General features: G+C 47.8%; 28 protein-coding genes. 21 read left to right on the top strand and 7 right to left on the bottom strand.

The annotated features are described in order from the left end of the window. Positions 1-63 precede the first annotated feature (63 nt). From AB1K83_RS05465 to AB1K83_RS05450, 4 genes are all read left to right on the top strand, one after another. On the top strand, positions 64-1296 hold the full coding sequence (locus tag AB1K83_RS05465; RefSeq protein WP_413057153.1) for a YbfB/YjiJ family MFS transporter: 1233 nt from the start codon (positions 64-66) through the stop codon (positions 1294-1296). 159 nt (positions 1297-1455) lie between these two features. Beyond that, a complete protein-coding gene (locus tag AB1K83_RS05460) occupies positions 1456-2685 on the top strand; it encodes a YbfB/YjiJ family MFS transporter (protein WP_413057152.1) in 1230 nt (409 codons plus the stop codon). Between the two features lie 114 nt (positions 2686-2799). Beyond that, positions 2800-4056: a DNA polymerase IV gene (locus tag AB1K83_RS05455; protein ID WP_413057514.1), complete on the top strand. Its 1257-nt coding sequence runs from the start codon at positions 2800-2802 to the stop codon at positions 4054-4056. 93 nt (positions 4057-4149) lie between these two features. Next, positions 4150-4515, top strand: coding sequence for a cytochrome-c oxidase (locus AB1K83_RS05450; RefSeq protein WP_413057151.1), 366 nt, complete (start codon positions 4150-4152; stop codon positions 4513-4515). 59 nt (positions 4516-4574) lie between these two features. Here AB1K83_RS05450 and ilvA read toward each other — a convergent pair whose 3' ends face one another. After that, a complete protein-coding gene (gene ilvA / locus AB1K83_RS05445) occupies positions 4575-5849 on the bottom strand; it encodes a threonine ammonia-lyase IlvA (protein WP_413057150.1) in 1275 nt (424 codons plus the stop codon). 176 nt (positions 5850-6025) lie between these two features. Between ilvA and AB1K83_RS05440 the strand changes: the two genes are divergently transcribed. The 4 genes from AB1K83_RS05440 to AB1K83_RS05425 all read left to right on the top strand — a co-directional run bounded on the left by AB1K83_RS05440 (position 6026) and on the right by AB1K83_RS05425 (position 8169). Next, positions 6026-6358: a YolD-like family protein gene (locus AB1K83_RS05440; RefSeq protein ID WP_413057149.1), complete on the top strand. Its 333-nt coding sequence runs from the start codon at positions 6026-6028 to the stop codon at positions 6356-6358. Positions 6359-6548: 190 nt separating this feature from the next. Then, entirely contained in the window at positions 6549-7259 is a 711-nt protein-coding gene (locus tag AB1K83_RS05435; RefSeq protein WP_413057148.1) for a cytochrome c biogenesis CcdA family protein, read from the top strand. 51 nt (positions 7260-7310) lie between these two features. Continuing rightward, the gene (locus tag AB1K83_RS05430) at positions 7311-7643 is read left to right on the top strand and encodes a thioredoxin family protein (RefSeq protein WP_413057147.1); all 333 of its coding nucleotides are present in this window, start codon (positions 7311-7313) and stop codon (positions 7641-7643) included. Continuing rightward, positions 7636-8169, top strand: a complete 534-nt coding sequence (locus tag AB1K83_RS05425; protein WP_413057146.1) for a CcdC family protein — start codon at positions 7636-7638, stop codon at positions 8167-8169. The genes AB1K83_RS05430 and AB1K83_RS05425 overlap by 8 nt, the downstream gene beginning before the upstream one ends. Before the next feature lie 46 nt (positions 8170-8215). On the opposite strand, the gene AB1K83_RS05420 is transcribed toward AB1K83_RS05425, so the two are convergent. Then, complete coding sequence (locus AB1K83_RS05420) at positions 8216-8623, bottom strand: DUF2621 domain-containing protein (protein ID WP_413057513.1); 408 nt, start codon at positions 8621-8623, stop codon at positions 8216-8218. A gap of 131 nt (positions 8624-8754) precedes the next feature. Here AB1K83_RS05420 and AB1K83_RS05415 point away from each other — a divergent pair, with 131 nt between their 5' ends. The 5 genes from AB1K83_RS05415 (at position 8755) to AB1K83_RS05395 (ending at position 10871) form a co-directional block, all read left to right on the top strand. Further along, on the top strand, positions 8755-8973 hold the full coding sequence (locus AB1K83_RS05415; protein WP_413057145.1) for a DUF1659 domain-containing protein: 219 nt from the start codon (positions 8755-8757) through the stop codon (positions 8971-8973). A 19-nt stretch (positions 8974-8992) separates the two neighbouring features. Further along, positions 8993-9211, top strand: a complete 219-nt coding sequence (locus AB1K83_RS05410) for a DUF2922 domain-containing protein (protein ID WP_413057144.1) — start codon at positions 8993-8995, stop codon at positions 9209-9211. A 130-nt stretch (positions 9212-9341) separates the two neighbouring features. Then, positions 9342-9470 (top strand): YvrJ family protein, encoded by a 129-nt coding sequence (locus AB1K83_RS05405; RefSeq protein ID WP_413057143.1) that lies wholly within the window; start codon positions 9342-9344, stop codon positions 9468-9470. Between the two features lie 111 nt (positions 9471-9581). After that, complete coding sequence (locus AB1K83_RS05400; protein WP_413057142.1) at positions 9582-10175, top strand: SCO family protein; 594 nt, start codon at positions 9582-9584, stop codon at positions 10173-10175. Positions 10176-10199: 24 nt separating this feature from the next. Beyond that, positions 10200-10871 carry a lytic transglycosylase domain-containing protein gene (locus AB1K83_RS05395; protein WP_413057141.1) on the top strand — a complete coding sequence of 224 codons (672 nt, stop codon included), beginning with the start codon at positions 10200-10202 and terminating at the stop codon, positions 10869-10871. 46 nt (positions 10872-10917) lie between these two features. On the opposite strand, the gene AB1K83_RS05390 is transcribed toward AB1K83_RS05395, so the two are convergent. Further along, positions 10918-11172: a GlsB/YeaQ/YmgE family stress response membrane protein gene (locus tag AB1K83_RS05390; protein ID WP_413057140.1), complete on the bottom strand. Its 255-nt coding sequence runs from the start codon at positions 11170-11172 to the stop codon at positions 10918-10920. 260 nt (positions 11173-11432) lie between these two features. Between AB1K83_RS05390 and AB1K83_RS05385 the strand changes: the two genes are divergently transcribed. Beyond that, positions 11433-12044, top strand: coding sequence for a hypothetical protein (locus AB1K83_RS05385; RefSeq protein WP_413057139.1), 612 nt, complete (start codon positions 11433-11435; stop codon positions 12042-12044). 55 nt (positions 12045-12099) lie between these two features. Here the strand turns inward: AB1K83_RS05385 and AB1K83_RS05380 are convergent, their stop codons facing one another. Further along, positions 12100-12645, bottom strand: coding sequence for a cysteine hydrolase family protein (locus AB1K83_RS05380; protein WP_413057138.1), 546 nt, complete (start codon positions 12643-12645; stop codon positions 12100-12102). 300 nt (positions 12646-12945) lie between these two features. Here AB1K83_RS05380 and acnA point away from each other — a divergent pair, with 300 nt between their 5' ends. The 3 genes from acnA (at position 12946) to AB1K83_RS05365 (ending at position 16637) form a co-directional block, all read left to right on the top strand. After that, a complete protein-coding gene (gene acnA, locus AB1K83_RS05375) occupies positions 12946-15663 on the top strand; it encodes an aconitate hydratase AcnA (RefSeq protein WP_413057137.1) in 2718 nt (905 codons plus the stop codon). A gap of 249 nt (positions 15664-15912) precedes the next feature. Then, positions 15913-16338 carry an acyl-CoA thioesterase gene (locus tag AB1K83_RS05370; RefSeq protein ID WP_413057136.1) on the top strand — a complete coding sequence of 142 codons (426 nt, stop codon included), beginning with the start codon at positions 15913-15915 and terminating at the stop codon, positions 16336-16338. Further along, on the top strand, positions 16338-16637 hold the full coding sequence (locus AB1K83_RS05365; protein WP_413057135.1) for a hypothetical protein: 300 nt from the start codon (positions 16338-16340) through the stop codon (positions 16635-16637). Before AB1K83_RS05370 ends, AB1K83_RS05365 begins: the two co-directional genes overlap by 1 nt. Before the next feature lie 182 nt (positions 16638-16819). Here the strand turns inward: AB1K83_RS05365 and AB1K83_RS05360 are convergent, their stop codons facing one another. After that, a complete protein-coding gene (locus tag AB1K83_RS05360) occupies positions 16820-17353 on the bottom strand; it encodes a GNAT family N-acetyltransferase (protein ID WP_413057134.1) in 534 nt (177 codons plus the stop codon). A 310-nt stretch (positions 17354-17663) separates the two neighbouring features. Here AB1K83_RS05360 and AB1K83_RS05355 point away from each other — a divergent pair, with 310 nt between their 5' ends. Both AB1K83_RS05355 and AB1K83_RS05350 read left to right on the top strand, forming a co-directional pair. Then, positions 17664-18536 carry an alpha/beta fold hydrolase gene (locus AB1K83_RS05355; protein ID WP_413057133.1) on the top strand — a complete coding sequence of 291 codons (873 nt, stop codon included), beginning with the start codon at positions 17664-17666 and terminating at the stop codon, positions 18534-18536. A 16-nt stretch (positions 18537-18552) separates the two neighbouring features. After that, positions 18553-20040: an acyl-CoA synthetase gene (locus AB1K83_RS05350; RefSeq protein ID WP_413057132.1), complete on the top strand. Its 1488-nt coding sequence runs from the start codon at positions 18553-18555 to the stop codon at positions 20038-20040. A gap of 3 nt (positions 20041-20043) precedes the next feature. Here the strand turns inward: AB1K83_RS05350 and AB1K83_RS05345 are convergent, their stop codons facing one another. Both AB1K83_RS05345 and plsY read right to left on the bottom strand, forming a co-directional pair. Next, on the bottom strand, positions 20044-20337 hold the full coding sequence (locus tag AB1K83_RS05345; protein ID WP_413057131.1) for a HesB/YadR/YfhF family protein: 294 nt from the start codon (positions 20335-20337) through the stop codon (positions 20044-20046). 40 nt (positions 20338-20377) lie between these two features. Further along, entirely contained in the window at positions 20378-20980 is a 603-nt protein-coding gene (gene plsY, locus AB1K83_RS05340) for a glycerol-3-phosphate 1-O-acyltransferase PlsY (protein ID WP_413057130.1), read from the bottom strand. Between the two features lie 324 nt (positions 20981-21304). Here plsY and parE point away from each other — a divergent pair, with 324 nt between their 5' ends. Both parE and parC read left to right on the top strand, forming a co-directional pair. Next, the gene (gene parE / locus AB1K83_RS05335; protein WP_413057129.1) at positions 21305-23278 is read left to right on the top strand and encodes a DNA topoisomerase IV subunit B; all 1974 of its coding nucleotides are present in this window, start codon (positions 21305-21307) and stop codon (positions 23276-23278) included. Beyond that, positions 23275-25704, top strand: a complete 2430-nt coding sequence (gene parC / locus AB1K83_RS05330; protein WP_413057128.1) for a DNA topoisomerase IV subunit A — start codon at positions 23275-23277, stop codon at positions 25702-25704. Before parE ends, parC begins: the two co-directional genes overlap by 4 nt. The last annotated feature ends 65 nt before the right edge of the window (positions 25705-25769 follow it).

Genomic DNA, 25769 nt, shown 5'->3' with positions numbered 1-25769 from the left:
TTGTTATAGTAGATATAAGCTAGGATCACTTTCGAAGATGGAAAGGGAAACAAGGGGGGTGGCATGTTGGTTGTCGATCAACCGATTTGGAGATATGCCTTTGCGAGTGTCATTGTGACAATCAGTACACTTGGTTTTGCAAGGATGTCCTATGGGATTTTGATGCCTTTCATGAAAGATAGTTTGTCGCTTTCTTATGAACAGGCGGGGATGCTTGCGACGACGAATTCCATCGGCTATTTGGGGATGGTCTTGTTTGCTGGGATTTTGGCGACGAAATGGGGATCGCGCCGGCTTGTCGTGCTCGGCACTTTTATTGTGTCGCTGGCGTTGATGTATTTGGCGTCCGTCCATAGCTACGGGGCGGCGCTTGCTGGAATGGCTCTACTCGGAGTTGGAACCGCTTTCGCGTATACGCCGCTGGTCAATATCGTCGTCGGCTGGTTCCCGCATCGGCGGGGAATGATGATCGGCTTTCTGGTGAGCGGTCTCGGGCTCGGAACGCTCATCTCCAGTACGCTCGTCCCGTTTTTTACAACGTGGTTCGAACTGGAAGGGTGGCGGCAGTTGTGGTTTTTCTATGGGGTCTTGTCGGTCTTATCCGCGTTGACGGCGCTGCTTATTTTACGCGATCCGCCCGTCCCTTTGTTGGATGAAGGGCAGAAAAAGCAATCGCTTTGGAAAGAGGTCTATCTACATAAGCGGGTGCTTCTTGTGGCGACTATCTATGGATTGATCGGTTTCGCGTATTTGATTCCGCAAAGTTTCCTGTTCAGTTTCATCCTCGAAGCGGGCATCAATCCTTACCAAGCAGGTCAGATCATGGCGCTCGGTGGTATCATGTCGATTTTCAGCGGACCGCTATGGGGGAGCATTTCCGATAGGATCGGACGAAAACGGTCAATGCTCATCACATTGATCATTGGCTCCTTCTCCATGGCGCTTCCCGTCGTCTTTCCGGTTGCGCTCGGCTTCATCATTAGCCAATTTTTATGGGGAGTCACCATGGTTGGCATGCTGTCGCTCATTCAGGCGTTGGCTACGGAGCAGATCCATCCGTCTTACGCACCGATCGCCCTTGGCTACGTCACGATTTATCTTGCGACGGGGCAACTGCTCGGTCCGGGTCTCGGCGGCTGGATCATTGACAATGTCGGGGGGATTCCTGCCGCACTTCTGCTATGTGCTGGGCTGTTACTCATCGCTTTTCTCCTGTCCTTCAAGATCGAAAAGAGGAGCGCCGCACATCCTGTCGCAGAGCCGTTCGTTCCTACACCTAAAATCACCAACCCGTAAGATAGACGCGGTTGGTGATTTTACTTTTTAACAAAAAAACCAAGGGGCCAAGGGAATTCGAAATTTAGAGAAAAAACTGTCCATTGAAATCAACTCTTGTTATAGTAGAGATATGCTAGATTCACTTTGAAGAGGTGAAGGGAAACAGGGGGTGGCATATTGGAAAGAGAACAGCCAATTTGGCGATATGCCTTCGCGAGTGTCATGGTCACAATCAGTACACTCGGTTTTGCGAGGATGTCTTATGGAATTTTAATGCCCTTTATGAAAGAAAGTTTGTCGCTTTCTTATGAGCAAGCGGGAATGCTCGCGACGACGAACTCAATTGGCTATTTGGGGATGGTCCTGTTTGCCGGGATTTTGGCGGCGAAATGGGGTTCACGTAAGCTCGTCGTACTCGGCACTTTCATCGTAGCGCTTGCCTTGATGTATTTGGCGTCCGTCCATAGCTACGGAACGGCTCTTGCCGGGATGGCTTTACTCGGAATTGGAACCGCTTTCACCTATACGCCGCTCGTCAATATCATCGTCGGGTGGTTCCCGCATCGACGAGGGATGATGATCGGCTTCATGGTGAGCGGTCTCGGGCTTGGCACACTCATCTCCAGTACACTCGTCCCGTTTTTCACGACGTGGTTCGAACTGGAAGGTTGGCGGCAGTTATGGTTCTTCTATGGCATCTTGTCCATCTTGTCGACGTTGACGGCGCTACTTATTTTACGCGATCCGCCAGTCCCTTTATTGGATAAGGGACAGAAAGAGCAATCGCTTTGGAAAGAAGTGTATTTACATAAGCGGGTGCTGCTAGTGGCGGGCATCTATGGGCTGATTGGTTTCGCGTATTTGATTCCACAAAGCTTTCTGTTCAGCTTCATCTTGGAAGCGGGCATCAATCCATATCAGGCAGGCCAGATCATGGCGCTCGGCGGCATCATGTCGATCTTCAGCGGTCCGCTTTGGGGAAGCATTTCGGATAAGATCGGGCGCAAGCGATCGTTGCTCATCACATTGATCATCGGATCCTTCTCCATGGTGTTGCCCGTCGTCTTTCCGGCTGCGCTCGGCTTTATCATCAGCCAATTTTTATGGGGAGTTACCGTGGTCGGCATGCTGTCGCTCATTCAAGCATTGTCCACTGAGCAGATCCATCCGTCCTACGCTCCGATCGCCCTCGGCTACGTCACGATTTATTTTGCGGCGGGACAATTGCTCGGCCCGGGTCTGGGCGGCTGGATCATCGACAATGTCGGCGGAATCCCTACCGCACTGCTGTTATGCGCAGGGCTGTTGCTAGTCGCTTTCCTTCTGTCCTTCAAGGTGGAGAAGAAGAGTGCCGAGCGTCCGGTTGCCGAACCATTCGTTCATTCACCAAAAACAACCAATCCGTGAGTCGATGCGGATTGGTTGTTTTCCTTTTCTGGAAAATATGTCAACTTGAATAAAGGCGCTTTCTCACGCTATACTAGAAATAGAACAAATGTTTGTATAGCGAGGAGAATGCCTATGTATGAACATCTGCCCGAACGAAATATCATTTGCCTCGACATGCGCAGCTTTTACGCCAGCTGCTCGGCCGCAATCGAGGGGCTGGAAGTGATGGAGACACCGATCGCCATCATTGGGAATAAAGAGCGCAAAGGCGGTGTCGTCCTCGCCGCTTCACCGGCGCTCAAGCAGCAATTCGGCATCAAGACCGGCATGCGGCTTTACGAAATCCCGGACGATCCCGCCATCCATCTGATTGAGCCGAAAATGCAGTTCTATATCGACGTCTCGATGGAAATCACCCGGCTGCTGCATCGTTACGTACCGAAGGAAGCCATTCATGTCTACAGCATCGATGAGAGTTTTGTCGACCTGACCGGGACCGAGCGCCTATGGGGTCCCCCCGTCGAGACGGCCAAGCGCATACGGGAGGATCTGTTCCAGCAATTCCAGCTGCGCTCCGCCTGCGGGATGGGACCGAATATGCTGCTATCGAAACTGGCGCTCGATCTCGAGGCGAAAAAAACGGGGGTCGCTCTTTGGCGTTATGAAGATGTGCCTGAAAAGCTATGGCCGGTCGCCCCGCTGAGCCGGATGTGGGGGATCGGCAGCCGCATGGAAAAGAGATTGAATCAGATGGGTATCTTTTCGGTCGGCGATCTGGCCCGCACCCCTCTTGAACATCTCGAAAAGAGGTTCGGCATCATGGGCAATCAATTATATTACCATGCGCACGGCATCGACCTATCCGACCTCGGACTGCCTCCCCTTGTCGAAGGGCAGGTCAGCTATGGAAAAGGGCAAGTACTGTACCGCGATTATGTGAAAAGAAAGGACATCCTGACCGTATTGCTGGAAATGTGCGAAGACGTGGCGATGCGCGCACGGCAAGCGGGAAGGATGGGGCGTACCGTCCATCTGGCGGTCGGCTATTCCAAGCATGCGCTCGGGGGCGGATTCGGCCGGTCGCGCACGATGGAGGAAGCGACCAATGATACGATGGTCATCCATCGGCTCTGCACGGAACTGCTGGATGAGTTCCATGACGGGCGGCCGGTGCGCCGTTTGCATATCAGCCTCGGCAATCTGGAAGAGGAGCATTCCATGCAGCTCAGCCTGTTTGACGAGCATAAGTGGCGGAACCGGCAACTCGGCGAAACGATGGACGCCCTTCGCACGAAATACGGTTCCACCGCCGTTCTCCGTGCCGCTTCCTACACAGAAGCGGGTACGGCGATTGAACGGGCCAAACTGATCGGCGGACATTTTAAATAAAAGAAGCATGCTGTTGGCCCAGCAGTAGTTGCCCCCACCTATGGCGCATAGAATGAAGAGAAAGTTCATTTTGAGCAGAAAGGGGGGAGTGGATTGGGAAAACAACTGATTAAAATTGCAGTCGTTTACTTTCTGATCGGGATTGCTTTGGGCTTATACATGTCTATTACTCATGTGTTCAATTTGGCGACTGTGCATGTGCATATCAACCTGCTCGGATGGATGTCACTGGCTATTATCGGCATCTTGTATCATCTCTATCCGCATTTAGCGGGAACCGGAAGCGCCAAAGCCCATTTTTGGCTGCATAATCTTGGCTTGCCTGTCATGATGATCGCAATTGCGCTCGCCATTTTGACAGCAAACCCAGTTTTCTTTGTAACGGCTACCATCGGCGGAGTCATTACGGTCATCGGCATCTTCATTTTTGGCTTCAATGTCTTGCGGAACTTGACATAACTTTGGATGCGAAAAGCCGTCAGCCCGTAAATAGGAGGCTGACGGCTTAAATTGTTACGTTAAACGAGCAGGTCAAACAACGTATGGTCGTTATTGATCTCTTTATATTCGAAACCGCATTTGTTCATGCGCTCAATTAAGCCAGGGTAGTCTTCTCTGTTTTTCAGCTCTAGGCCGACTAGTCCCGGACCGCTCTCTTTGTTGTTCTTTTTCGTGTATTCAAATGTCGTGATGTCATCATCCGGTCCGAGCACCTCATCCAAAAATTGACGCAGAGCTCCGGCGCGTTGGGGGAAATTGACGATGAAGTAATAGAGCAATCCTTCGTAAATCAAGGACTTTTCTTTGATTTCCTGCATCCGGCCGATATCATTATTGCCGCCGCTGATGACACAGACGACGTTTTTACCTTTAATCTGCTCTTTGTAGAAGTCCAGAGCCGCAATCGACAAGGCGCCTGCCGGTTCCGCGATGATCGCATGCAGATTATACAGTTCTAAAATGGTCGTACATACTTTGCCTTCCGGGACCGGGACGATATCCGATAGATATTTACGGCATAAATCGTAGTTTAGACTACCTACACATTGGACGGCTGCCCCGTCGACAAATTTGTCAATGGATGGCAAAGCGATCGGCCCTTTGTTCGCAAGAGCTGCCTGCATACTCACTGCCCCTGCCGGCTCCACGCCGATCATCTTCGTATGCGGAGAGACGTTTTTAATATATGTGCCGAGACCGGACATCAGTCCGCCTCCGCCGATGCCCGCAAAAACGAAATCGATCGGCTCCTCGATATCATTCATGATCTCCACCGCGACAGTCCCTTGTCCCGCCACAATATCATGGTCATCGAATGGATGGATGAACAGCCGGTCTTCCGCTGTTGCGCAAGCCATCGCATTGGTCGACGAATCGTCGAACGTATCTCCTGCAAGGATGATCTCAACCTGGTCGCGGCCGAACATCCGCACTTGATTCACCTTTTGCTTCGGTGTCGTTTGGGGCATAAAGATCTTGCCGTGAATGCCGAGTTGGGCACAAGCATGGGCCACGCCTTGCGCATGGTTGCCGGCACTGGCGCAAACAATCCCTTTTTCGCGTGCGATATTCTCCACTTTTTTAATTTTATAATAAGCGCCTCGCAATTTGAAAGAACGAACGTATTGCAGATCTTCCCGCTTGATATACACATGGCAATCATATTTTTCGGAGAGTCGCTCGTTTAACTGCAAAGGCGTATGGATAACCACATCTTTTAAAAATTGATGCGCTTTTAAGATATCTTCGACGTGCATCGTCTTCGCTTCCTTTTCCGCTTGTTTTGTCGCCATTTTATTACCTCCAACTATCAATTGAACATTTTACAATGATAACATGAAATCCGAAGGCTGTGTAAATATTCACAAATATTTAATTTGAAATGAAGGCGAATGGAGAGAGGAGAATTGCTTTTCCTGTCCGTTTTCCATTAGAATGAATACAAACAAACGTTCGGAAGGTGATTGCATTGATTCGAGATCGGGGACGCATAAAATGGACGGCGATGATGTTGCCGGAGCATGTACAACAGTTGCGGGATTGGCATGAAGAAGAGCATCTCCCGCAGAGAAGGGAGCCGGATGAACAGCACTATGAGGAATGGAACCGGTTGATGGCCAAAGCGGCAGAAGAGGGGAGTCCGCTTGCCGTCACGTTCTGGAAGGCAGGAACATCATGTACCGTGGAGGGCGTCATTGCCCATATCGACTCGTCCTCATCCTTGCTACGGCTGTCATCGGTGAAAGGGGAGTCCTGCCTCATTCCGATCGGGGCCATTGAACATATTTCCGATATCGGGTAATTGGAGTTCCGCGCTTTTTCGGGAAACTGCCCATTTAATAAACTGCTCCATGACAATGATAGTCACTTTGAAAAAACAGGGCAGTGCCATGTGTCCTCCCGGATTGTCATAAACTGTTCACAGTCAAAATAGGCGTATTCCGGCCTCAATTTTGTTACGATTGAAACAGATATATGAAGGGGAGAGAATGATGGCAACAGATTTAAACTATCTTCTAGCGTTCGGAGCCGGCTTTCTCAGTTTCATCTCGCCTTGTACGTTGCCGCTTTATCCGGCATTTGTCTCGTATATTACGGGCATGTCCCTGGATGAGTTGAAACCCGATTCCAAACGGATGACCAAGAGCGGCATGCTCCACACGCTATTTTTCCTAATCGGATTTTCAATCATTTTTATTGTCATTGGTTTCGGCACGACGTTCGTCGGGAAGTTCTTTATCGAAAACCAAGAGTTGCTTAGGCAAATCGGAGCCATCTTTATCGTGCTGTTCGGTTTGATGATTATCGGCTTATTCACGCCCGAGTTCTTGATGAAGGAACGGAAACTGCAATTTAAAAACCGGCCGGCGGGCTATTTAGGTACGCTGTTGATCGGTATTGCCTTTGCAGCTGGATGGCAGCCTTGCTCCGGTCCGATCATTGGTTCCATTATCTTTCTTGCCGGCACTAATCCGGGATCAGGCATGACGTATATGCTTCTGTACGTGCTCGGTTTTGCCATTCCATTCTTTGTGTTGTCGTTCTTCATTACACGGCTCACCTGGATCCGCAAACACAATGCCCTTATTATGAAAGTCGGCGGGTATATCATGATTGCGGTTGGGATTTTATTATTCTTTAACGGACTGCAATGGTTGACGAGTCTCCTCAGTCCGATCTTCGGAGACTTTCAAGGATTTTAATGGGAATCAAATCAACACAGTCGTCGAATAGATTATGAAGTGGAGGAGTGAATGATGAAGGACATCGGTTCGTTTCAGGAATGGAATGACATCGCAGAGAAAGAGCCGCAACTTGGACTGTTCGTGAAAACGGACCACTGCTCCGTCTGCGAGGGGCTTTACCCTCAAGTGGCGGCTCTTGCGGAGCGGTACCGGTTCCCGTTCTATCGGGTCAATGCAGCGGAAGTGCCAGAGATTGCAGGCCAACTTTCCCTGTTCACCGCTCCTGTCGTCCTCCTGTTTCACGAAGGCAAAGAGACGGCGCGATTTGCCCGGTTTGTCCAGATGGAGCAATTGAAGCAGCGAATGGACGAACTTGAAAAGTGGGGAATCGCTGATGCTTAAACTGCAGGAACTCATCGATTTTATTTTTACTGAAATTCCGCCTTTGTATTTGATTGTCGGGTCTACCGTTCTGTTCCTCGTCATGGGAACGTTCGCCTTTTTCGTCCGTGCAAAAGCGGCAAAGAGGCCGATTTCTCCCAAACGGATTATTTTGCCTCCCTTATTCATGTCGTCGGGGGCTCTCATGTTTTTGTTTGAAGAGTTCCGGGTCCCTTCGCTGCAAGTAGTGGAAGCTATTATAGTAGGCTTGCTGTTTTCCATCCTCTTGATCCGCACGACCAATTTTGAGATCAAGCCGGACGGTATTTATGTCAAGCGGTCCAAGGCTTTTCTTTTCATCCTCGGTGGCCTTCTCGTCTTCCGGCTTATAGCGAAACTGATATTAAGCAGTGCTATTGATGTCGGGGAGCTGGGAGGCATGTTTTGGATCCTCGCCTTCGCCATGATCGTGCCATGGCGGATCGGCATGCTCCTCAAATACAATAAAATACGAAATGAAAAAAGTGTCCCGGTCAATACACAATGACCGAGGACACTTTTTTGATTGGATGGAACCGCTCCATGATAGTAAATTAAAATAAATGCTCATATGGAGTCATGTCGATTTCCATCGATTTCAACTTTTTGCGAAGAAAATTATGGTCCCGTTTCGGAGTAGCTAGTATATAACCGCGGATAATATGATCGAAATCGATTGTTTTAGCTTTATCATCCAAGGCGATTTGACCAATTTTGGACGCAATCTTTTGCTTGGCGACATCCCGGAAAAGTTCCGGGACCGGGCTGACAAGCTCATTCAGCAACGCTTTCGCTTCGTCATTCCACAGATGGAGCGATTTATTGACATAAAACTCTTCCCAATCAAGTGTTGATTTCCCGTCCGCCTTCGGAAATACCTTTAAAAATTTCCGGAACATGAAAAAGCCGCCGATCCCGAACAAGACAACCAGGACGACACACCAGAACAGGATGAACCACATAAATAGATCTTGCAACAGAATTCACCTCTTCCATTCTATCCTCATTATAAGAGCTTTTTCGAAAAATTTCACGAAGAATGTATCCCTTTCTTGCCTAACTCGCTATATAAAGAGCGAAGGGAGGTGATTACATGGTAACAATCGAATTCAGAAGCGCCATCGGGCGGGTGTATTTCGATGGCGGCATGTCGGAGGAGGGGAAGCTGATCCGCAAATCGAAATCCTATCGCTACCTGGCGGAGAATGTATCGGCAGATAACTTGTACGCAGCATTGAGCCAACTGGCTTCGCTGTCGGCCCTGCCATTCATCGGAGCGGAAAAGGTGGAAACTTCGGACGTGATTAACTAATTGAAAAGGGGGAGAAATTATGGCGAAAACATTACAATTGAATTTTGCGACGGCAACCGGCAAGAAACTGATGTTGCCGGTGGACGATCCGCGGGAGAATCTGACTCCGCAAGAAGTGACATCCGCGATGCAGGCAATCATCGCTTCAGGTGCCTTCCGGGTGGATGGCTATCCGCTTGAAACCGCGACAGGCGCCCGCATTGTCGAACGCCATGTGACAGACTTTGTAAAGGGGTAATCCTGTAAACGAGCCGGCCTTCCAGTTTCCAGACTGGGACGCCGGCTTTTCAGCATTCAGAAGAACCTGCTGAAATTGTCCGGAAGAACATAGAGACTTTATGAAAAAAGAAAGAAAAGGGGGAGACAAGATGGAACCATGGTTGGATCTTATACAGGAAATCGGATTTCCCATATTCGTATCGTTTTACCTATTGCACCGTCTTGAGTCGAAATTAACCGCCATTCACGAAGCGCTGATCACGTTAAAAGTGAAGTAAACTTCACAAATTCGTCGTAGTTTGGACAAGGAACCAATCCCGGTTTACTTGTTTCAAGCTGTTTCTTCCGCTATGATAAATTTAATAACACATAGCGGGGGAGACAGTGTATTGAGATTAATTAAACTTCCAATTCTGTTCATTTTAATGATAATTGTAAGTGCTTGTTCAGGCTCAGGAGGATTCAAAGCGGATCACAAATACGAAGTGCCTGCATTTGAATTTACGAATCAGAACGGCGAGTCCGTTTCACTGGACGACTTGAAAGGAACGGTCTGGCTTGCCCAATTCGTATTCACGAATTGTGCAACCGTTTGTCCGCCAATGATGATGAATATGGCCCAAATTGAAGAAGATCTGCACAAAGCCGGTGTGGAAGATTATAAAATCGTCTCATTCAGCGTGGACCCGAAAGTCGACACGCCGGAAAAGTTGAAAAACTATCTGGAAATGTTTAATGTTAAGGATGAAAATCGATGGGAGATGCTCACTGGATTCACGCAAGAGGAGATCGGGGAGTTGGCAATGAAGTCTTTCAAGACGGTCGTGGCCGATATTCCGGATTCCGACCAAGTGCTTCACGGCACTACGTTTGCCTTGGTGAATCAGGAAGGACAAGTTGTCAAGTTATATAGTGGTAATGTCGATGTCCCATTCGAACAAATCGAAAAAGACGTGAAGGCCCTCATTAAAGCAGGAGCATAATCGTTGAATTGAAGGCGGGGTTCAATGAAGAAACGGAAAAAGAAAGGGATATCGATGAAGCTCAAAGCGATGTTCATCGTTTTGCTCATTCCGATTGCAGTCACCGTATTTACATTGACCGCCATTATTTGGACCGGTATCAAACATCCTGAAATTATCAAGAAGTCAGCGAGCACCTTGCTTGATTTCCAAGAGAGACATACCGGGACGACGATTCCGGAAGAATACATTCCGATTTATAAGAAAGCAGCAGACCAGTACAGTGTTCCGTGGACATTACTGGCCGCCCATCATCGAATTGAAACCAAATTTTCGACGATGGATCCCCTCCTTTCTCCAGTAGGCGCCGAAGGACATATGCAGTTCATGCCTTGCACATTCGTCGGGTGGAGTTATCCAGGTTGCACGGGCCTCGGCAAGGGAGATATTCCCGAGAAAGACAAGACCAATCCCGCCGTCATTAAAAAATATGGGGGGTATGGCGTCGATGCAAACGGCGATGGTATAGCAGACCCGTATGATCTAGAAGACGCCGTTTTCAGCGCTGCCCATTATTTGGCCAAAAGTGGGGCGGCTTCCGGCGATTACAAAGAAGCTATTTTTCAATACAACCACAGTGAAAAATACGTGGAAGACGTGCTATGGTTTTTTGAGGAATTTGAATTGTATCGAGAGGAAATCGAAAATACGCCATAAAAAAACGCCGGTTCAGCGAGAACCGGCGTTTTTTCATTCACTTCATTTATGAAGCTCGACGCATAGATCTTAAAATAAAGCTCACTATGAATACAAGGACAATCGCACCGATCAAGGCTGGAACGATGTAGAAATCAGAGACTCTCGGTCCCCACTCCCCAAGAAGCATTCCGCCGATCCAAGCACCGACAATCCCGGCAATGATATTACCGATGATACCACCCGGAATATCCTTACCTAAAATTAGTCCGGCTAGCCAACCGATAATTCCTCCAATAATTAAAAACCATATAAAGCCCATTTGCTTCATCTCCTTTTTCATGATTTGTATGATCGCGTCTTAGTATTTGTAATATCCGTTATTTCAATACCTCAAACATCAATGTTTCAAAAATACATGGAAATTAATAGAAGAAAAATTGTGAAATTTCGTGAAAAGGGAACAATAAAACGGATTCCGCCCTCAAATTATGAACTTCTTCCGAATCATAAAACCTGGATGAATTAACAATTACCAATTAGGCATACTACTTACAAGAACTGAGAAGGAAGGGATGCTGTATGTCTTTAGAATGGTTTGACCGGGTTTGTGAGGAATTGCAAGATCATCTGGAATCCATTTGCGAGCAGTATGATGAAGTGGGTCAGATGACCATTGTGCGCGCAGCGAAGCATCCTAGGATCGAATTTTTTGTGGATTCGGATGATGATGTAAGGGAATATTTTTGCACTATTTTCTTTGATCCCTTGAATAATGAATTTTATGTACGGACGCTCGAATTAGAGAACGACTATTTTTCCAAAGCCATTCTTCCGGATATTGAAGACATTATTGAAGAGGTCCACGAGAGCTTCCATGACTTTCTCGAGGAAGATGAGGATGATTTCGATGAAGACTGGGAGGAAGACGATGATTTGTTGGAGGCGGTGAATGTCGAATGGGCCGCACCCGAAGTGGTTGCCTTCACCAATGAAGAAGAAGTGCGAGTGACTCTCCAGTTCGGGGTCATCGAGGAAACGGGCGATGGCATTCTAAGGCGCATGACCCGTATTCAAACAGACGATCAGGAGCTGATCGAAGATGAATCGCATTTTATTTTCACCAAAGAAGAGGCCGAGACGATCCTGGCTTTGATTGCCAGTAACTTGAATACCTTGAAGAAATACGAATGATAAAGTGAAAATGAAGAAGAACTGTCTTAAGGATGCCTCAAGACAGTTCTTCTTTTTATTCAATCACGGTTGCTCCTAATGTGTTTTTGAAATGTCGCAAAGCCCATTCATGGCCGGCCGGATCGAAGCTGGCCACGCCACGTTCATGGATTGTAATATCGTACCCAAGGTTATAAGCATCTACCGAAGTATGTAAGATGCAGATATCCGTACAGACACCGACCAGATGGATTTCCGTAATACCGCGGGAGCGCAGCAGGATATCCAGGTCAGTACCCGCGAAAGCGCTATACCGTGTCTTGTCCATCCAATGGATTTCCTCTTTCCGTTCTTGGTATAGTGACTGTAGGGAACCGTAGAGATCTCTGCCCGCTGTGCCTCTGATGTTGTGGGGAGGGAATAGTTTAGTCTCCGGATGATAGGGATCATCGAGTTTATGAACATCCACAGGCATGACGACAAATTGCCCTTCATCTAAAAAAGTCCGCGTCAATTCGGTAATATAGGATTCGAGCGCAATACCGGGCTCGCCGCACGTCAAGGCCCCGTCCCTTGCCACAAAATCGACTGTGTAATCAATGACCAATAACGCTTTATTCATGAATAAACGCCCCTTTCCAAGATTCCCCTCTATCATGCCATAATAAAGAGTTCTTTGCAGCAAATGAAAAGCGTCATACAGTCATTGGTATAACTTATGAAAGACTATAAATATAATGTATTTTACTTATATACATTGTTACTATATGATGGAGTAGAGAAAAGATGCTCATTTATATTTGGCAGTGGGTCGAGGTGGACATTTCATAGGGTGTCGCACCCTTTGTCTATGTTCATATCTTGTGTCTGCTAGTAGACTGCCTGTTGCAGCCTTTTCAGTTACAAAAGGAGGAAATCATCTATGGCAAAAAGCAATTTGCACAATAGCCGCACGTCGTTTGAATTGAACGGTAAAACGTATAACTATTACCGTTTGAAAGCAATCGAAGAAGCCGGCATTGCGAACATCTCCAAACTACCTTATTCGATCAAAGTGTTACTTGAATCCGTATTACGTCAACATGATGGCTATGTCATCAAAGACGACCACGTGGAAAATTTGGCTAAATGGGGCAAAGATGCAGATAAAGACGCAGAAGTTCCATTCAAGCCATCCCGTGTCATCCTGCAAGACTTCACTGGCGTTCCAGTTGTCGTCGACTTGGCGTCCCTTCGCTCCGCAATGGCGGAAATGGGCGGAAACCCTGATAAAATCAACCCGGAAATCCCGGTTGATCTAGTCATCGACCACTCCGTACAAGTTGACCGCTATGGCTCGGAAGATGCTCTACGCATCAACATGGAACTTGAGTTCGAGCGTAACGCAGAACGTTATCAATTCCTAAGCTGGGCACAGAAAGCATACGATAACTACCGTGCAGTGCCTCCTGCAACAGGGATTGTTCACCAAGTTAACTTGGAGTACTTGGCTAACGTAGTACACGCTATCCAAAATGAAGACGGCACATTCGAAGCTTACCCGGATACGCTTGTCGGAACTGACTCCCATACAACGATGATCAACGGTATCGGTGTTCTTGGTTGGGGTGTCGGCGGTATCGAAGCGGAAGCTGGAATGCTTGGTCAACCTTCATACTTCCCGATTCCTGAAGTGATCGGTGTGAAACTTGTCGGAGAGCTTCCAAACGGAACAACAGCGACGGACCTTGCATTGAAAGTGACACAAACGCTTCGCGCGAAAGGCGTTGTCGGCAAGTTCGTTGAGTTCTTCGGACCTGGCGTATCGAAACTTCCACTTGCGGACCGTGCAACGATTGCCAACATGGCACCTGAGTACGGCGCAACTTGCGGATTCTTCCCGGTAGATGAAGAGTCTCTTGATTACATGCGTCTAACTGGCCGTGAAGAAGATCACATCCAAGTGGTCAAGCAATACTTGATCGAAAACGATATGTTCTTCACTCCGGACAACGAAGATCCGACGTATACGGATGTTGTTGAAATCGACCTGTCTAAAATCGTGGCAAACCTTTCCGGACCAAAACGTCCTCAAGATTTGATCCCTCTTACGGACATGAAGCGTGCATTCAACGAAGCAGTCGTTGCGCCTGAAGGAAACCAAGGTTTCGGATTCTCTCCGAAAGAGCTTGAGAAGACTTCCACTGTCGAGTTCGAAGATGGACGCAAAGTGGACATTAAAACAGGTGACCTTGCGATTGCAGCGATTACATCTTGTACGAACACTTCCAACCCATACGTCATGTTGGGTGCGGGACTTGTAGCGAAAAAAGCAGTTGAAAAAGGATTGACTCCTCCTGCTTATGTGAAAACTTCACTAGCACCAGGTTCTAAAGTTGTTACAGGCTATTTGAAAGATTCGGGTCTGGATCAATATCTTGATCAAATCGGATTCCACACAGTCGGATACGGATGTACAACTTGTATCGGAAACTCTGGACCGCTTCTTCCTGAAATCGAAAAAGCGATCTCAGCGAACGATATGCTCATGTCTTCCGTCCTTTCCGGAAACCGTAACTTTGAAGGCCGGATCCACCCACTTGTGAAAGCGAACTACTTGGCTTCACCGCCACTTGTTGTTGCGTACGCACTTGCTGGTACGGTTGATATCGACCTCGAAAAAGATCCGATCGGGAAAGACAAAGATGGATTCGATGTCTACTTCAAGGACATCTGGCCAACTACGGAAGAAGTTCAGGAAGTGGTCAAAGCGACAGTTACACCTGAATTGTTCCGCAAAGAATACGAGCGCGTCTTCACTGAAAACGAAGCATGGAATGCAATCGAAACAACGGATGAAGCATTGTATGATTTCGATGAAAACTCGACATATATCCAAAATCCTCCGTTCTTCGAAGGCCTTTCGAAAGAGCCGGGCGATATTCAAACACTTGCTGGTCTTCGTGTCGTCGGTAAATTCGGTGACTCAATCACAACCGACCATATCTCTCCTGCAGGGGCGATCGGTAAAGATACACCAGCCGGAATCTACTTGCGCGAGCGCGGCGTAGAGCCACGTTTCTTCAACTCTTACGGTTCCCGTCGTGGTAACCATGAAGTGATGATGCGCGGTACATTCGCGAACATCCGGATCCGTAACCAAATTGCAAAAGGTACAGAAGGCGGATTCACAACATACTGGCCGACAAAAGAAATTATGCCGATCTATGACGCAGCAATGAAATACCAAGCGGACGGCACAGGTCTTGCGATTATTGCGGGCAAAGACTACGGTATGGGCTCTTCCCGTGACTGGGCGGCGAAAGGGACATCCCTACTCGGTATCAAAACAGTCATCGCGGAAAGCTATGAGCGGATCCACCGTTCGAACCTTGTCATGATGGGCGTTCTTCCACTTCAATTCTTGAACGGTGAAAACGCAGAATCTCTTGGCTTAACAGGCGAAGAGGCAATCAGCGTCAACATCGCGGAAGGCGTAAAACCACGCGACATCCTGAAAGTGACTGCTACTTCTCCAGACGGAAAAGTAACAGAGTTCAACGCTCTTGCACGTTTCGACTCCGAAGTAGAAATCGACTACTACCGTCATGGCGGAATCCTGCAAATGGTTCTTCGTGACAAATTGAAAACAACGAATTGATTTGATTACGGGGCTGTCCGCATACGGGCAGCCCCTTTTTCGTGCATGGTGCCGCTGCGCTCATAACTTTCCACGAGCGCTCATATTTCTAAACAAGCGCTTATAACGGCAGAGAATCGCTCATATTCCGAAACAACCGCTCATAATCGAAGCACTTATCCCCCCTCTTAAAAGGGGCTATCCAGCTACTCGGACAGCCCCTATGCTTTTCGCCACTACTTTTAGTATAATCAGAACAGAGGTGATTGCATGTTTATCAGTGAAAAGGAAATTGAAGTGCGCTATGCGGAAACCGATCAGATGGGGGTCGTCTATCATGCGAATTATTTGGTTTGGATGGAAATTGGCCGCACGACATTGATTCAAGACCTTGGGTTTACATATGCGGGCCTGGAGAAAGACGGCTATTTGGCGCCCGTCATCGACTTATCGATTCAATATAAAGCATCCATGCGGTATGGAGAAAAAGCGATAGTCCGGACCTGGATCGAAAAACATGAGAAGTTGCGGACCACCTATGGATATGAAATTATTCATGAGGATGGAACGGTGGCCGCGACCGGTACATCGGAACATGTCCTCGTAAAGAAAGACAATTTCCGTCCCGTACCGCTACGTAAAATCGATCCGGCATGGGACGCGAAATATACGGAAGTCCGTCGGGTGAAAGACTGATGGCATTCGGAATCAAACGCGCCGAATTAGTGGCCTGGAAAACGGCGGTCCAGCAGGGAAAAATCGCTTTTCTGACCCATTACTGGCTGGATGACCGATTCCCCGGCTGCAAAACGGTTACGAAAGCGGGATGCGCCGATTTGGAAAAGTTGATCGATTGGGGCCGTCAATATGGTCTGAAGAAAGAATGGATCGACATGCGCGATGATTATCCGCATTTCGATCTATTTGGCGAAACGGAACGCCGTATCTTGCATAATGAAGGGTTGATTCATCAACTGAACCGGTTTAACCAATGAAAAAGCGTGGGATTCTATATCTAACGGGTTCGGTTGATGGGGAGGAAATATTGAATAACAACATAAAAGGAGAAACCATTCACATATGAATTGGTGTCTCCTTTTTCGTTGTGAACTATCTAACTTCATCTTACGGGGCAGGATAGTTGAAGAATCCTAAAAAACTAATCATTTATCAGCGTTTACTCCGAAAAAGCTTTTGAGTAATGAACGACACCTTGAACATTTTCTAGAGCATTCTCTATTAATTCCAGAGCCATAAATACTTCATCAGGCACCTCAAATGGAGCTTGTATATTCCATAAGCTAGCTTGTTTAAAACCGAACTTGGGATAATAGTCTTTATGCCCTAAAACAATTACTGAACGATAACCAAGGTCTTTTGCATTTTCTAGCGCAGCGTGAATTAATTGACTCCCAATTCCTTTTTTCTGATACTCGGGAGTGACGGAAACTGGAGCAAGTGCCAAAGAATCCACTGCGTTATTACCATCTATAATTTTTATTTTAGATAAAAGAATATGCCCTATAACGTCTTTGCCTTGATTTAATGCGACTAAAGAAAGTTCAGGAATGAATGCATCTGATTTTCTAATCCTATTTACAAGTAAATGTTCTCTCTTGTCGCTATATTCTTCAGCTAGAAAGGCCTTTTTAATAATTTCTTCAGTCGTATAATATTCAGTAGGGAGTTCTTGTCGAATTAAAATATCCATTTATAGTCTCCTGTTCTTTTAATAAAATTCATCTGCACTATCCTATAAATGGCACTTTCTCATGCAATAAGTTGTAAAGAAAGTGTTACTCACCCAGCTCTAAACATAAGTATGACAAACAAAAACCTCCAATTTAGTATGTTCATATTTTACAGTGTTAGGTTGTAGTGGTCAATCTCAAGTAAATTACATCCTTCTTGTGCTAATGGGGGGCACCCTGCTCTTTTGTTCTATTCGACAAGAACTGTCATCCTTTTCCAAATGAACGTGTGATACACTTATGGAAAGGAAGTAACTGGGAGGTGTTTGGTTGGGACTGCATTACGTAACGTTGCCCAATGGGGAAACGATCGCTTACCAGAAAAGGGAAGGGGGCGATCAAACAATCATTCTCGTCCACGGAAATATGACGTCTTCCAAACACTGGGACGTTCTATTGGAATCGCTATCTCCCAAGTTCACCCTCATCGCTATCGACATGCGCGGATTCGGTGGCTCCACATATCACCAGCGGATCACCTGCATCAAGGACTTTTCCGATGATTTGAAAGCCTTCGTAGATACACTCGGACTTAAGCAGTTTCATTTGATCGGCTGGTCAACCGGTGGTGCAGTAGGCATGCAGTTCGTCGCGGATTATCCGGGGGATTGTGAAAAATTAGTCCTTCTCGCTTCCGCATCGACACGGGGATATCCATTTTATACATCCCGCTTGGCTCGTTTGAACCGTCGATTGCTGACAATCCGGGACATTGAGCGAGATGGCAAGACACAAGCGATCCAAACGCTCTATGATACGGGCAATCGAAAAGGTTTGAAGTCGGTTTGGGACAGCTTGATCTATACGCATACACAACCGGAACCTGCCCGATATGAAGAGTATGTGGACGATATGCTGACACAACGGAATGTAGCGGATGTCTATCATGCGTTGAACCATTTCAACATCAGTTCCCATTCTAATGGGTTGACGGAAGGCACTGGACAGGCGGCGTCCATCCGGATACCCGTGTTGGTTCTATCAGGGGACCGGGACCTCGTCGTGCCCAGGCACATGACGGAGGAAATACTCGCTGATCTTGGAAGCAACGCTCAGCATGTTCTCTTACACAACACAGGCCACTCGGCGCTAATCGATTGTCCCGATACCGTCACCAAAGTGATCGAGGATTTTCTGGAATGAAAGGCGGTGTCTATTGATGATCGAGGGAACGGGCTGGATCATGGACCGCATTCGGCTTTCCCCACGCAGGGAGGCTGTAATCGATATCTCTTCGGGAGACAAATGGACATACGCCGACTTGAAAGAACGGATCCTCCGTTGGACTGCGTTTTTCAATGAGAACGGCTATCCTCAAGGGGAGCGGGTCGCCGTCCTGGCCCCGAATCAACCGGATCTGTTTGCTCTATTGTTCGCATGTGAAGTACAAGGATTGCTCTTTGTGCCATTGAATTGGCGATTACATCAGGCCGAACTCCAAGTCCTTTTACGAGACTGTGAACCCGTTGTCTTATTATTTGATCGGCAGTTCGAGTCATTGGTTCAACAAACCGGATTTTCCGAGACGATGCCACTAACGATAGTAGAAGAGACAGATGTACTGTTAAAGTGCCCCGATTCAACGATTTATGAGGGGGATGAGTCTCCGTGGATGATGTTGTACACAGGGGGAACGACAGGCGCACCAAAAGGGGTCGTCCTTTCAAAAAAAGCGGTCAATTGGAATGCGCTGAACACAATCGCCAGTTGGGGGCTGACCGAGGAGGACCGCACGATCAATTATATGCCTTTATTCCATACAGGCGGCCTAAATGCGCTCAGTATACCGATCTTGATGGCAGGCGGAACAGTTGTCTTAGGGAGGCAATTTGACGAGGAAGAGGCGTTACGTGCGACAAATCGGTATGAGGCGACAATTTCTCTCTTTGTCCCGACGATGTACCAAGCGATAATTCAAACGCCGTATTTTCAACAAGCTTCTTTTCCCTCCATGAAAGTCTTCCTGTCCGGGGGAGCACCATGTCCTCATGCCATCTATGAGGCATTCCAGCACAAAGGGGTTTCATTCAAAGAAGGTTATGGACTGACGGAAGCCGGGCCGAATAATTTCTTCATCCGGCCTGAAGTGGCATGCCAAAAAATCGGGTCCGTCGGAAAAAGCATGCTGTTCAATCAAGTCCAAGTGGTAAATGAACAAGGGAAGAGATGCCGTACGGGAGAAGTGGGGGAACTCTGCGTAAAAGGGCCGCATCTGTTTAGCGGTTACTGGCGAAAACCGGAGGAAACGGCGGCTGCGATTCAGTCCGGTTGGTTGCGGACAGGCGACCTTGCCAAAATGGATGAGGACGGAGACCATTTCATCGTGGGCAGGAAAAAGGAATTGATCATCACGGGAGGAGAGAACGTATACCCCCAAGAGGTCGAACAATACCTGCTTCGCATGGCAGGGATCCGGGAAGCGGTTGTCATAGGGCTCGACGATGACAAATGGGGAGAGGTAGTAGTGGCCTATTTGACATTGCGAGATGGGGCAACAGTGACAGAAGAAGACGTGATAGCACATTGTAAGAAGGCTTTAGGGGGATTCAAGGTACCGAAAGAAGTTCATTTCCTTGAAGCCCTTCCAACAACGCCAGTCGGAAAAATCGATAAAAAAGCGCTCCAAAAAAGCGTGCGGTCTGTGTAGTCCTCACGCTTTTTCGTAGCTATATACCAATTCATTCAGTTTTGGGTCGACATTGACATGCAGGTCATGTTCGACGAAAAACCATTGATCCCTTTGTTCGATATAATAGCGCACGCCTTTATGCTCCGACTCCACAGCGATCTCATCCGGCTCTTCTTTCGTAATGCCTAGCGAAAAACCTTGGTGGAGCGGGCTTGCGCCGCCATAGCGGGCAAAGAATTTCACACTGTCGCCTGATTCGACATCCATTTCTTCTTCAAACCAGGTCAGAGCGTCATCCGATAAGATGATTTTCATGCGGGGGACACCAGCCTTTCGGGTTGCTGTCCCCATTGTATTACAACCACTTCACTTTTGGCTCGGTTCCTGCTTTAATTCGGCCAATATTGGCGCGGTGGCGGTAAAAGATGAATAATCCAAATAAACCAATCATGATCATCATGTAAAAATCGCCCGTTCGGACGTAATAGATCACACTATACAAAAATCCGACAACCGCCACAATCATGGAGGTCAAGGAAACCATTTTCGTCAACTTCAATACCAACAAGAATGTAAGCAATAAAATGACGAAAGCGGGCCAATTATATCCGAGCAGCACTCCACCGGAAGTCGCAACCGCTTTCCCCCCTTTAAACTTTGCAAAAACAGGGTACATATGACCAACAACGGACAGGACGCCTGGCAGCAATGGATGGACCGCTAACTCATGAAAGAGCGGAAGAACCAGCAGCAGAACCGCTACCGTCCCTTTCAAAATATCCAAAAGGGTGACAGCCAGACCGGCCTTTTTTCCGAGAACACGGAATGTATTTGTCGCTCCCAGATTTCCACTGCCATGTTCGCGGATATCGGTATTGTAAAATAACTTTCCGACCCATAAGGCGGAAGGGATCGAACCAAGCAAATATGCGAGGAGCAAAAGTAAGAAAAGTTCCATAGGATACCTCTTTTATTCGTTTAATATGTATGGTAACAGTGTAGCAGAACAGCGTCATGCCGACAATGGGATGTTCCCGGGCATAAGGTGAGGTCATGGTAGAAGACGGACTGATTCAATTTGCTGATCAACGACTCATCATTCATGGAATTCCATAGCAGATGACTTCTTTTTGCTAGGGCAGCCGTGGTCTCTGTCATTGCAATCATGCGGACTCTTCTATACAATAAATTGAGCAAGTAGCGGAAAACGTTGATTTGACAAGCTTTCCGCATAGCGATATGATAAACAAAAAAGGAACATTCGTTTGATGGGGGTTGCAATTTGGCGAAAATACAAGATACGTATACGTATAACGATGATTCGATTCAGGTCTTGGAGGGCCTCGATGCGGTACGAAAAAGACCCGGGATGTATATTGGGTCCACCGATTCAAGAGGACTCCATCACCTTGTCTATGAAATCGTCGATAACGCAGTAGATGAGGCATTGGCGGGCTATGGTTCGGAAATTGACGTGACGCTCCATAAGGACGGCAGTGTCAGTGTCCGGGACTATGGCCGCGGGATGCCAACCGGGATGCACCAAACGGGCATACCGACGACAGAAGTCATCTTGACTGTCCTTCACGCAGGAGGAAAATTTGGACAAGGCGGCTATAAGACGAGCGGGGGGCTCCATGGGGTAGGGGCATCCGTTGTGAATGCTTTGTCGGAATGGCTGGAAGTGACGATTTACCGGGATGGGAAGACATTCAGGCAACGATTTGAAGACGGCGGCAAGCCAGTTACCACGTTGGAAGAGATCGGCACGACCCGGGAGAAGGGAACAACCATTCATTTCAAACCGGATCCAACGATTTTTTCAACTGTCAAATATCAATATGAAACATTAAGTGAACGCCTGAGGGAATCAGCATTCCTGTTAAAAGGCTTGAAGATTGAATTGAAAGAGGAAGAGTCGGACAAACACGATGTCTTCCATTATGAAACGGGCATCGAAGCGTTCATTGCCTATTTGAATGAAGAAAAAGACGTCCTGCACGACGTCGCATATTTGGACGGGGAAGCGGAAGGGATCGAAGTTGAATTCGCTTTCCAATTTAGTGACGGCTATTCCGAGACCATTTTATCGTTCGTCAATAACGTCCGTACGAAAGACGGCGGTACACATGAAACCGGTGCCAAAGCAGCGATGACCCGGGTCTTCAATGAATACGCGAGAAAGACGGGTTTATTGAAAGACAAAGATAAAAACCTGGATGGTTCGGACATCCGGGAAGGGATTTCCGCTATCGTCTCGGTACGGATTCCTGAGGAAATTCTGCAATTTGAAGGGCAGACGAAAGGCAAACTAGGTACAAGTGAAGCCCGGAGCGCAACGGATGCCATCGTTTCCCAAAAACTGCTTTATTTCCTCGAAGAGAATGCGGATTTAAGCGCCTCTCTCGTGCGCAAGGCGGTCCGGGCACAACAGGCAAGGGAAGCGGCACGAAAGGCACGGGAAGATGCCCGTTCCGGTAAGAAACGGAGACGGGGCGATACGCTATTGTCCGGCAAGCTGACGCCGGCCCAATCCCGGAATGCCGCCAAGAACGAATTGTATCTTGTCGAAGGGGATTCCGCAGGTGGTTCGGCCAAGCAAGGAAGGGACCGGACTTTTCAGGCGATTTTGCCACTGCGGGGGAAAGTCATCAATACCGAAAAAGCGAAACTCGAAGACATTATGAAAAATGAAGAAATCAATACGATCATCCACGCAATCGGCGGGGGCGTCGGAGCGGATTTCCAAGTCGAGGACATCGCCTACGATAAAGTCATCATCATGACAGACGCAGACACGGATGGAGCCCATATCCAAGTGTTGCTGCTGACATTCTTCTACCGCTATATGAAACCGCTCATCGAAGCGGGGAAAGTGTATATCGCACTTCCGCCGCTCTATAAAGTATCCAAGGGGGCGGGGAAAAAGGAAGTCATCGAGTACGCCTGGACCGAAGATGACCTCGATTCCGCCATCCAGAAGATCGGCAAAGGATATATGTTGCAACGCTATAAAGGACTTGGGGAGATGAATGCGGACCAGCTATGGGATACGACGATGAACCCCGAGACGCGCACATTGATCCGGGTAACGATTGAGGATAGCGCGACATCCGAACGCCGGGTCACGACGTTGATGGGCGATAAAGTCGAACCGAGACGGCGCTGGATTGAAGACAACGTCGATTTCGGCATGGCGGAAGAACATAATATACTGGATAATGAATTTCTGCACGTCGAGGGGGAGTTTGAATGACTGTATCGGAACGTTACCAAGATCTACCCTTGGAGGAAGTGATCGGCGACCGGTTTGGAAGGTATAGTAAGTACATCATTCAAGACAGGGCATTGCCGGATGCACGAGATGGCTTAAAACCGGTGCAACGCCGGATCTTATACGCGATGCACCATGAAGGGAATACCCATGAGAAAGCATTCCGGAAATCTGCGAAAACGGTAGGGAATGTCATCGGGAACTACCATCCGCATGGCGACTCATCCGTGTATGAAGCGATGGTGCGGATGAGCCAAGACTGGAAACTCCGCCATATGATGATTGAAATGCACGGGAACAATGGTTCGGTGGACGGTGATTCGGCAGCTGCGATGCGATATACGGAAGCTCGGCTTTCCGCCATTGCCGGTGAAATGCTGCGGGATATCGGGAAAGATACCGTCGATTGGATTCCGAACTTCGACGATACGGAACCGGAGCCGACGGTACTGCCTGCTCGTTTTCCGAATTTGTTGGTGAATGGTTCAACCGGGATTTCGGCTGGTTATGCGACAGATATCCCGCCGCATGCGCTTCATGAAGTATTGGATGCTGTCCTGATGCGGATGGACAAACCCGACGTATCTGTAGATGAACTGATGACGGTTCTCAAGGGGCCTGATTTTCCAACGGGGGGCATCATCCAAGGGACAGCGGGCATTAAGACTGCTTATAAGACCGGGAAAGGCCGCTTCATCATCCGTGCGAAAACAGCGATTGAACAGTTGAAAGGCGGCAAATCCCAGATTGTCGTCACCGAAATTCCATATGACGTCAATAAAGCGAATTTGGTGAAGAAAATCGACGAGCTCCGTTTGGATCGGAAGCTGGATGGGATTGCAGATGTACGGGATGAATCGGACAGAACCGGTCTCCGAATTGTCATCGAGTTGAAAAAGGACATTGACGGGAATGGAATTCTTCAATATTTATTGAAAAATACCGACTTGCAAGTGACCTATAACTTCAACATGATTGCCATTTCGGGTCGACGGCCGACGTTGATGTCTCTTCCGATGCTGCTCGATGCGTACATAGACCATCAGAAAGAGGTTGTTACGCGTCGTTCCCGTTATGATATCCAAAAAGCGAAAGACCGGCTTCATATCGTGGAAGGTCTTATGAAGGCATTGTCGATTTTAGATGAAGTCATTGCAACAATCCGCGCTTCGAAAGATAAACGGGATGCGAAGAATAATATCATCGCGAAATTTGCGTTTACCGAAGTGCAGGCGGAAGCAATCGTTTCCTTGCAACTTTATCGATTAACGAATACGGACATTACCGAGCTGCAGAAAGAAGACGAAGAACTACGCAAGTTGATTGAGCAATTGGATGCCATATTAAATAGCGATAAGAAACTTTCTTCCGTCATAAAAAAAGAACTGCTCGCCATCCGAAAGCAATTTGCAGAACCGCGTCGTTCGGAAATCGAAGAGAAAATCGAGGAAATCAAAGTCGATTTGGACATTTTGGTGCCGAGCGAAGAAGTGATCGTTTCGGTGACGAAAGATGGTTATGTGAAGCGAACGAGCGTCCGTTCTTATAGCGCATCAAACGGCACTGGACAGGAAATGAAAGAGTCCGACTATAGCTTATTAGAAGCGCCGATGAATACCCAACATCATCTCTTGCTGTTCACTTCGGCGGGCAATTATCTCTATCAGCCGGTGCATGAGCTGCCGGATATCCGTTGGCGTGATCTGGGCCAACATATCTCAAGCATCATCCCATTGGAGCAAAACGAATCCATCGTTGCAGCAATCGGCATAGAAAATTTTGAAGAAGAAGCGAACATTGTTAGCGTCTCGCGAAACGGGATGATCAAACAATCGAAGCTAGCCGACTTCAGAGTCCAACGATATTCCAGGACATTCAGAGCCATGGGTATTAAAGAAGGGGATGCTTTGATTGATGCGCGTCTCGTAACAGGAGACGAAGATGTCCTTTTGATTACCCATGGCAGTTATGCGCTTCGGTTCCCATTAGCGGAAATATCGGTTACTGGGGTCCGGACAGCCGGCGTCCGAGGCATTAATTTGAAAGACGAAGACTATGTCGTAGCTGCAGAATTCATTCAAGATGAGACGGCTTCCATATTGATTGCCACACAGCGGGGTTCAGTCAAACGCATGAATTTGAATGAACTGGAGCCAGCCGCGCGCGCCCAACGCGGCGTAGTCGTTCTAAAAGAATTGAAGACCAATCCGCATCGTATCATTGGCGCAAAATTGATGAAAACCGATGAGACCATTATATTGGCAACCGATAAGGACGAGAAGATACCACTTGTGGCAGGAACGTTGAGACTAGTGGATCGATATTCAAATGGCAGTGCCATAGTGGATGAGAAAAAACAAGGACAAGTGAGAGCAATCTATAAAGAAACAAAACCTGAAAATGAATAAAACAGAAAAGGACTGTCCTGTATAGGCAGTCCTTTTCGCTTGGGGAACTTGGGGAAGTGGAGCTG

Source organism: Sporosarcina sp. 179-K 3D1 HS (genome assembly GCF_047228905.1).
GTDB lineage: Bacteria > Bacillota > Bacilli > Bacillales_A > Planococcaceae > Sporosarcina.
The sequence above is the reverse complement of the archived record's forward strand: the minus strand, read 5'-3'. Positions and strand labels throughout refer to the sequence as shown.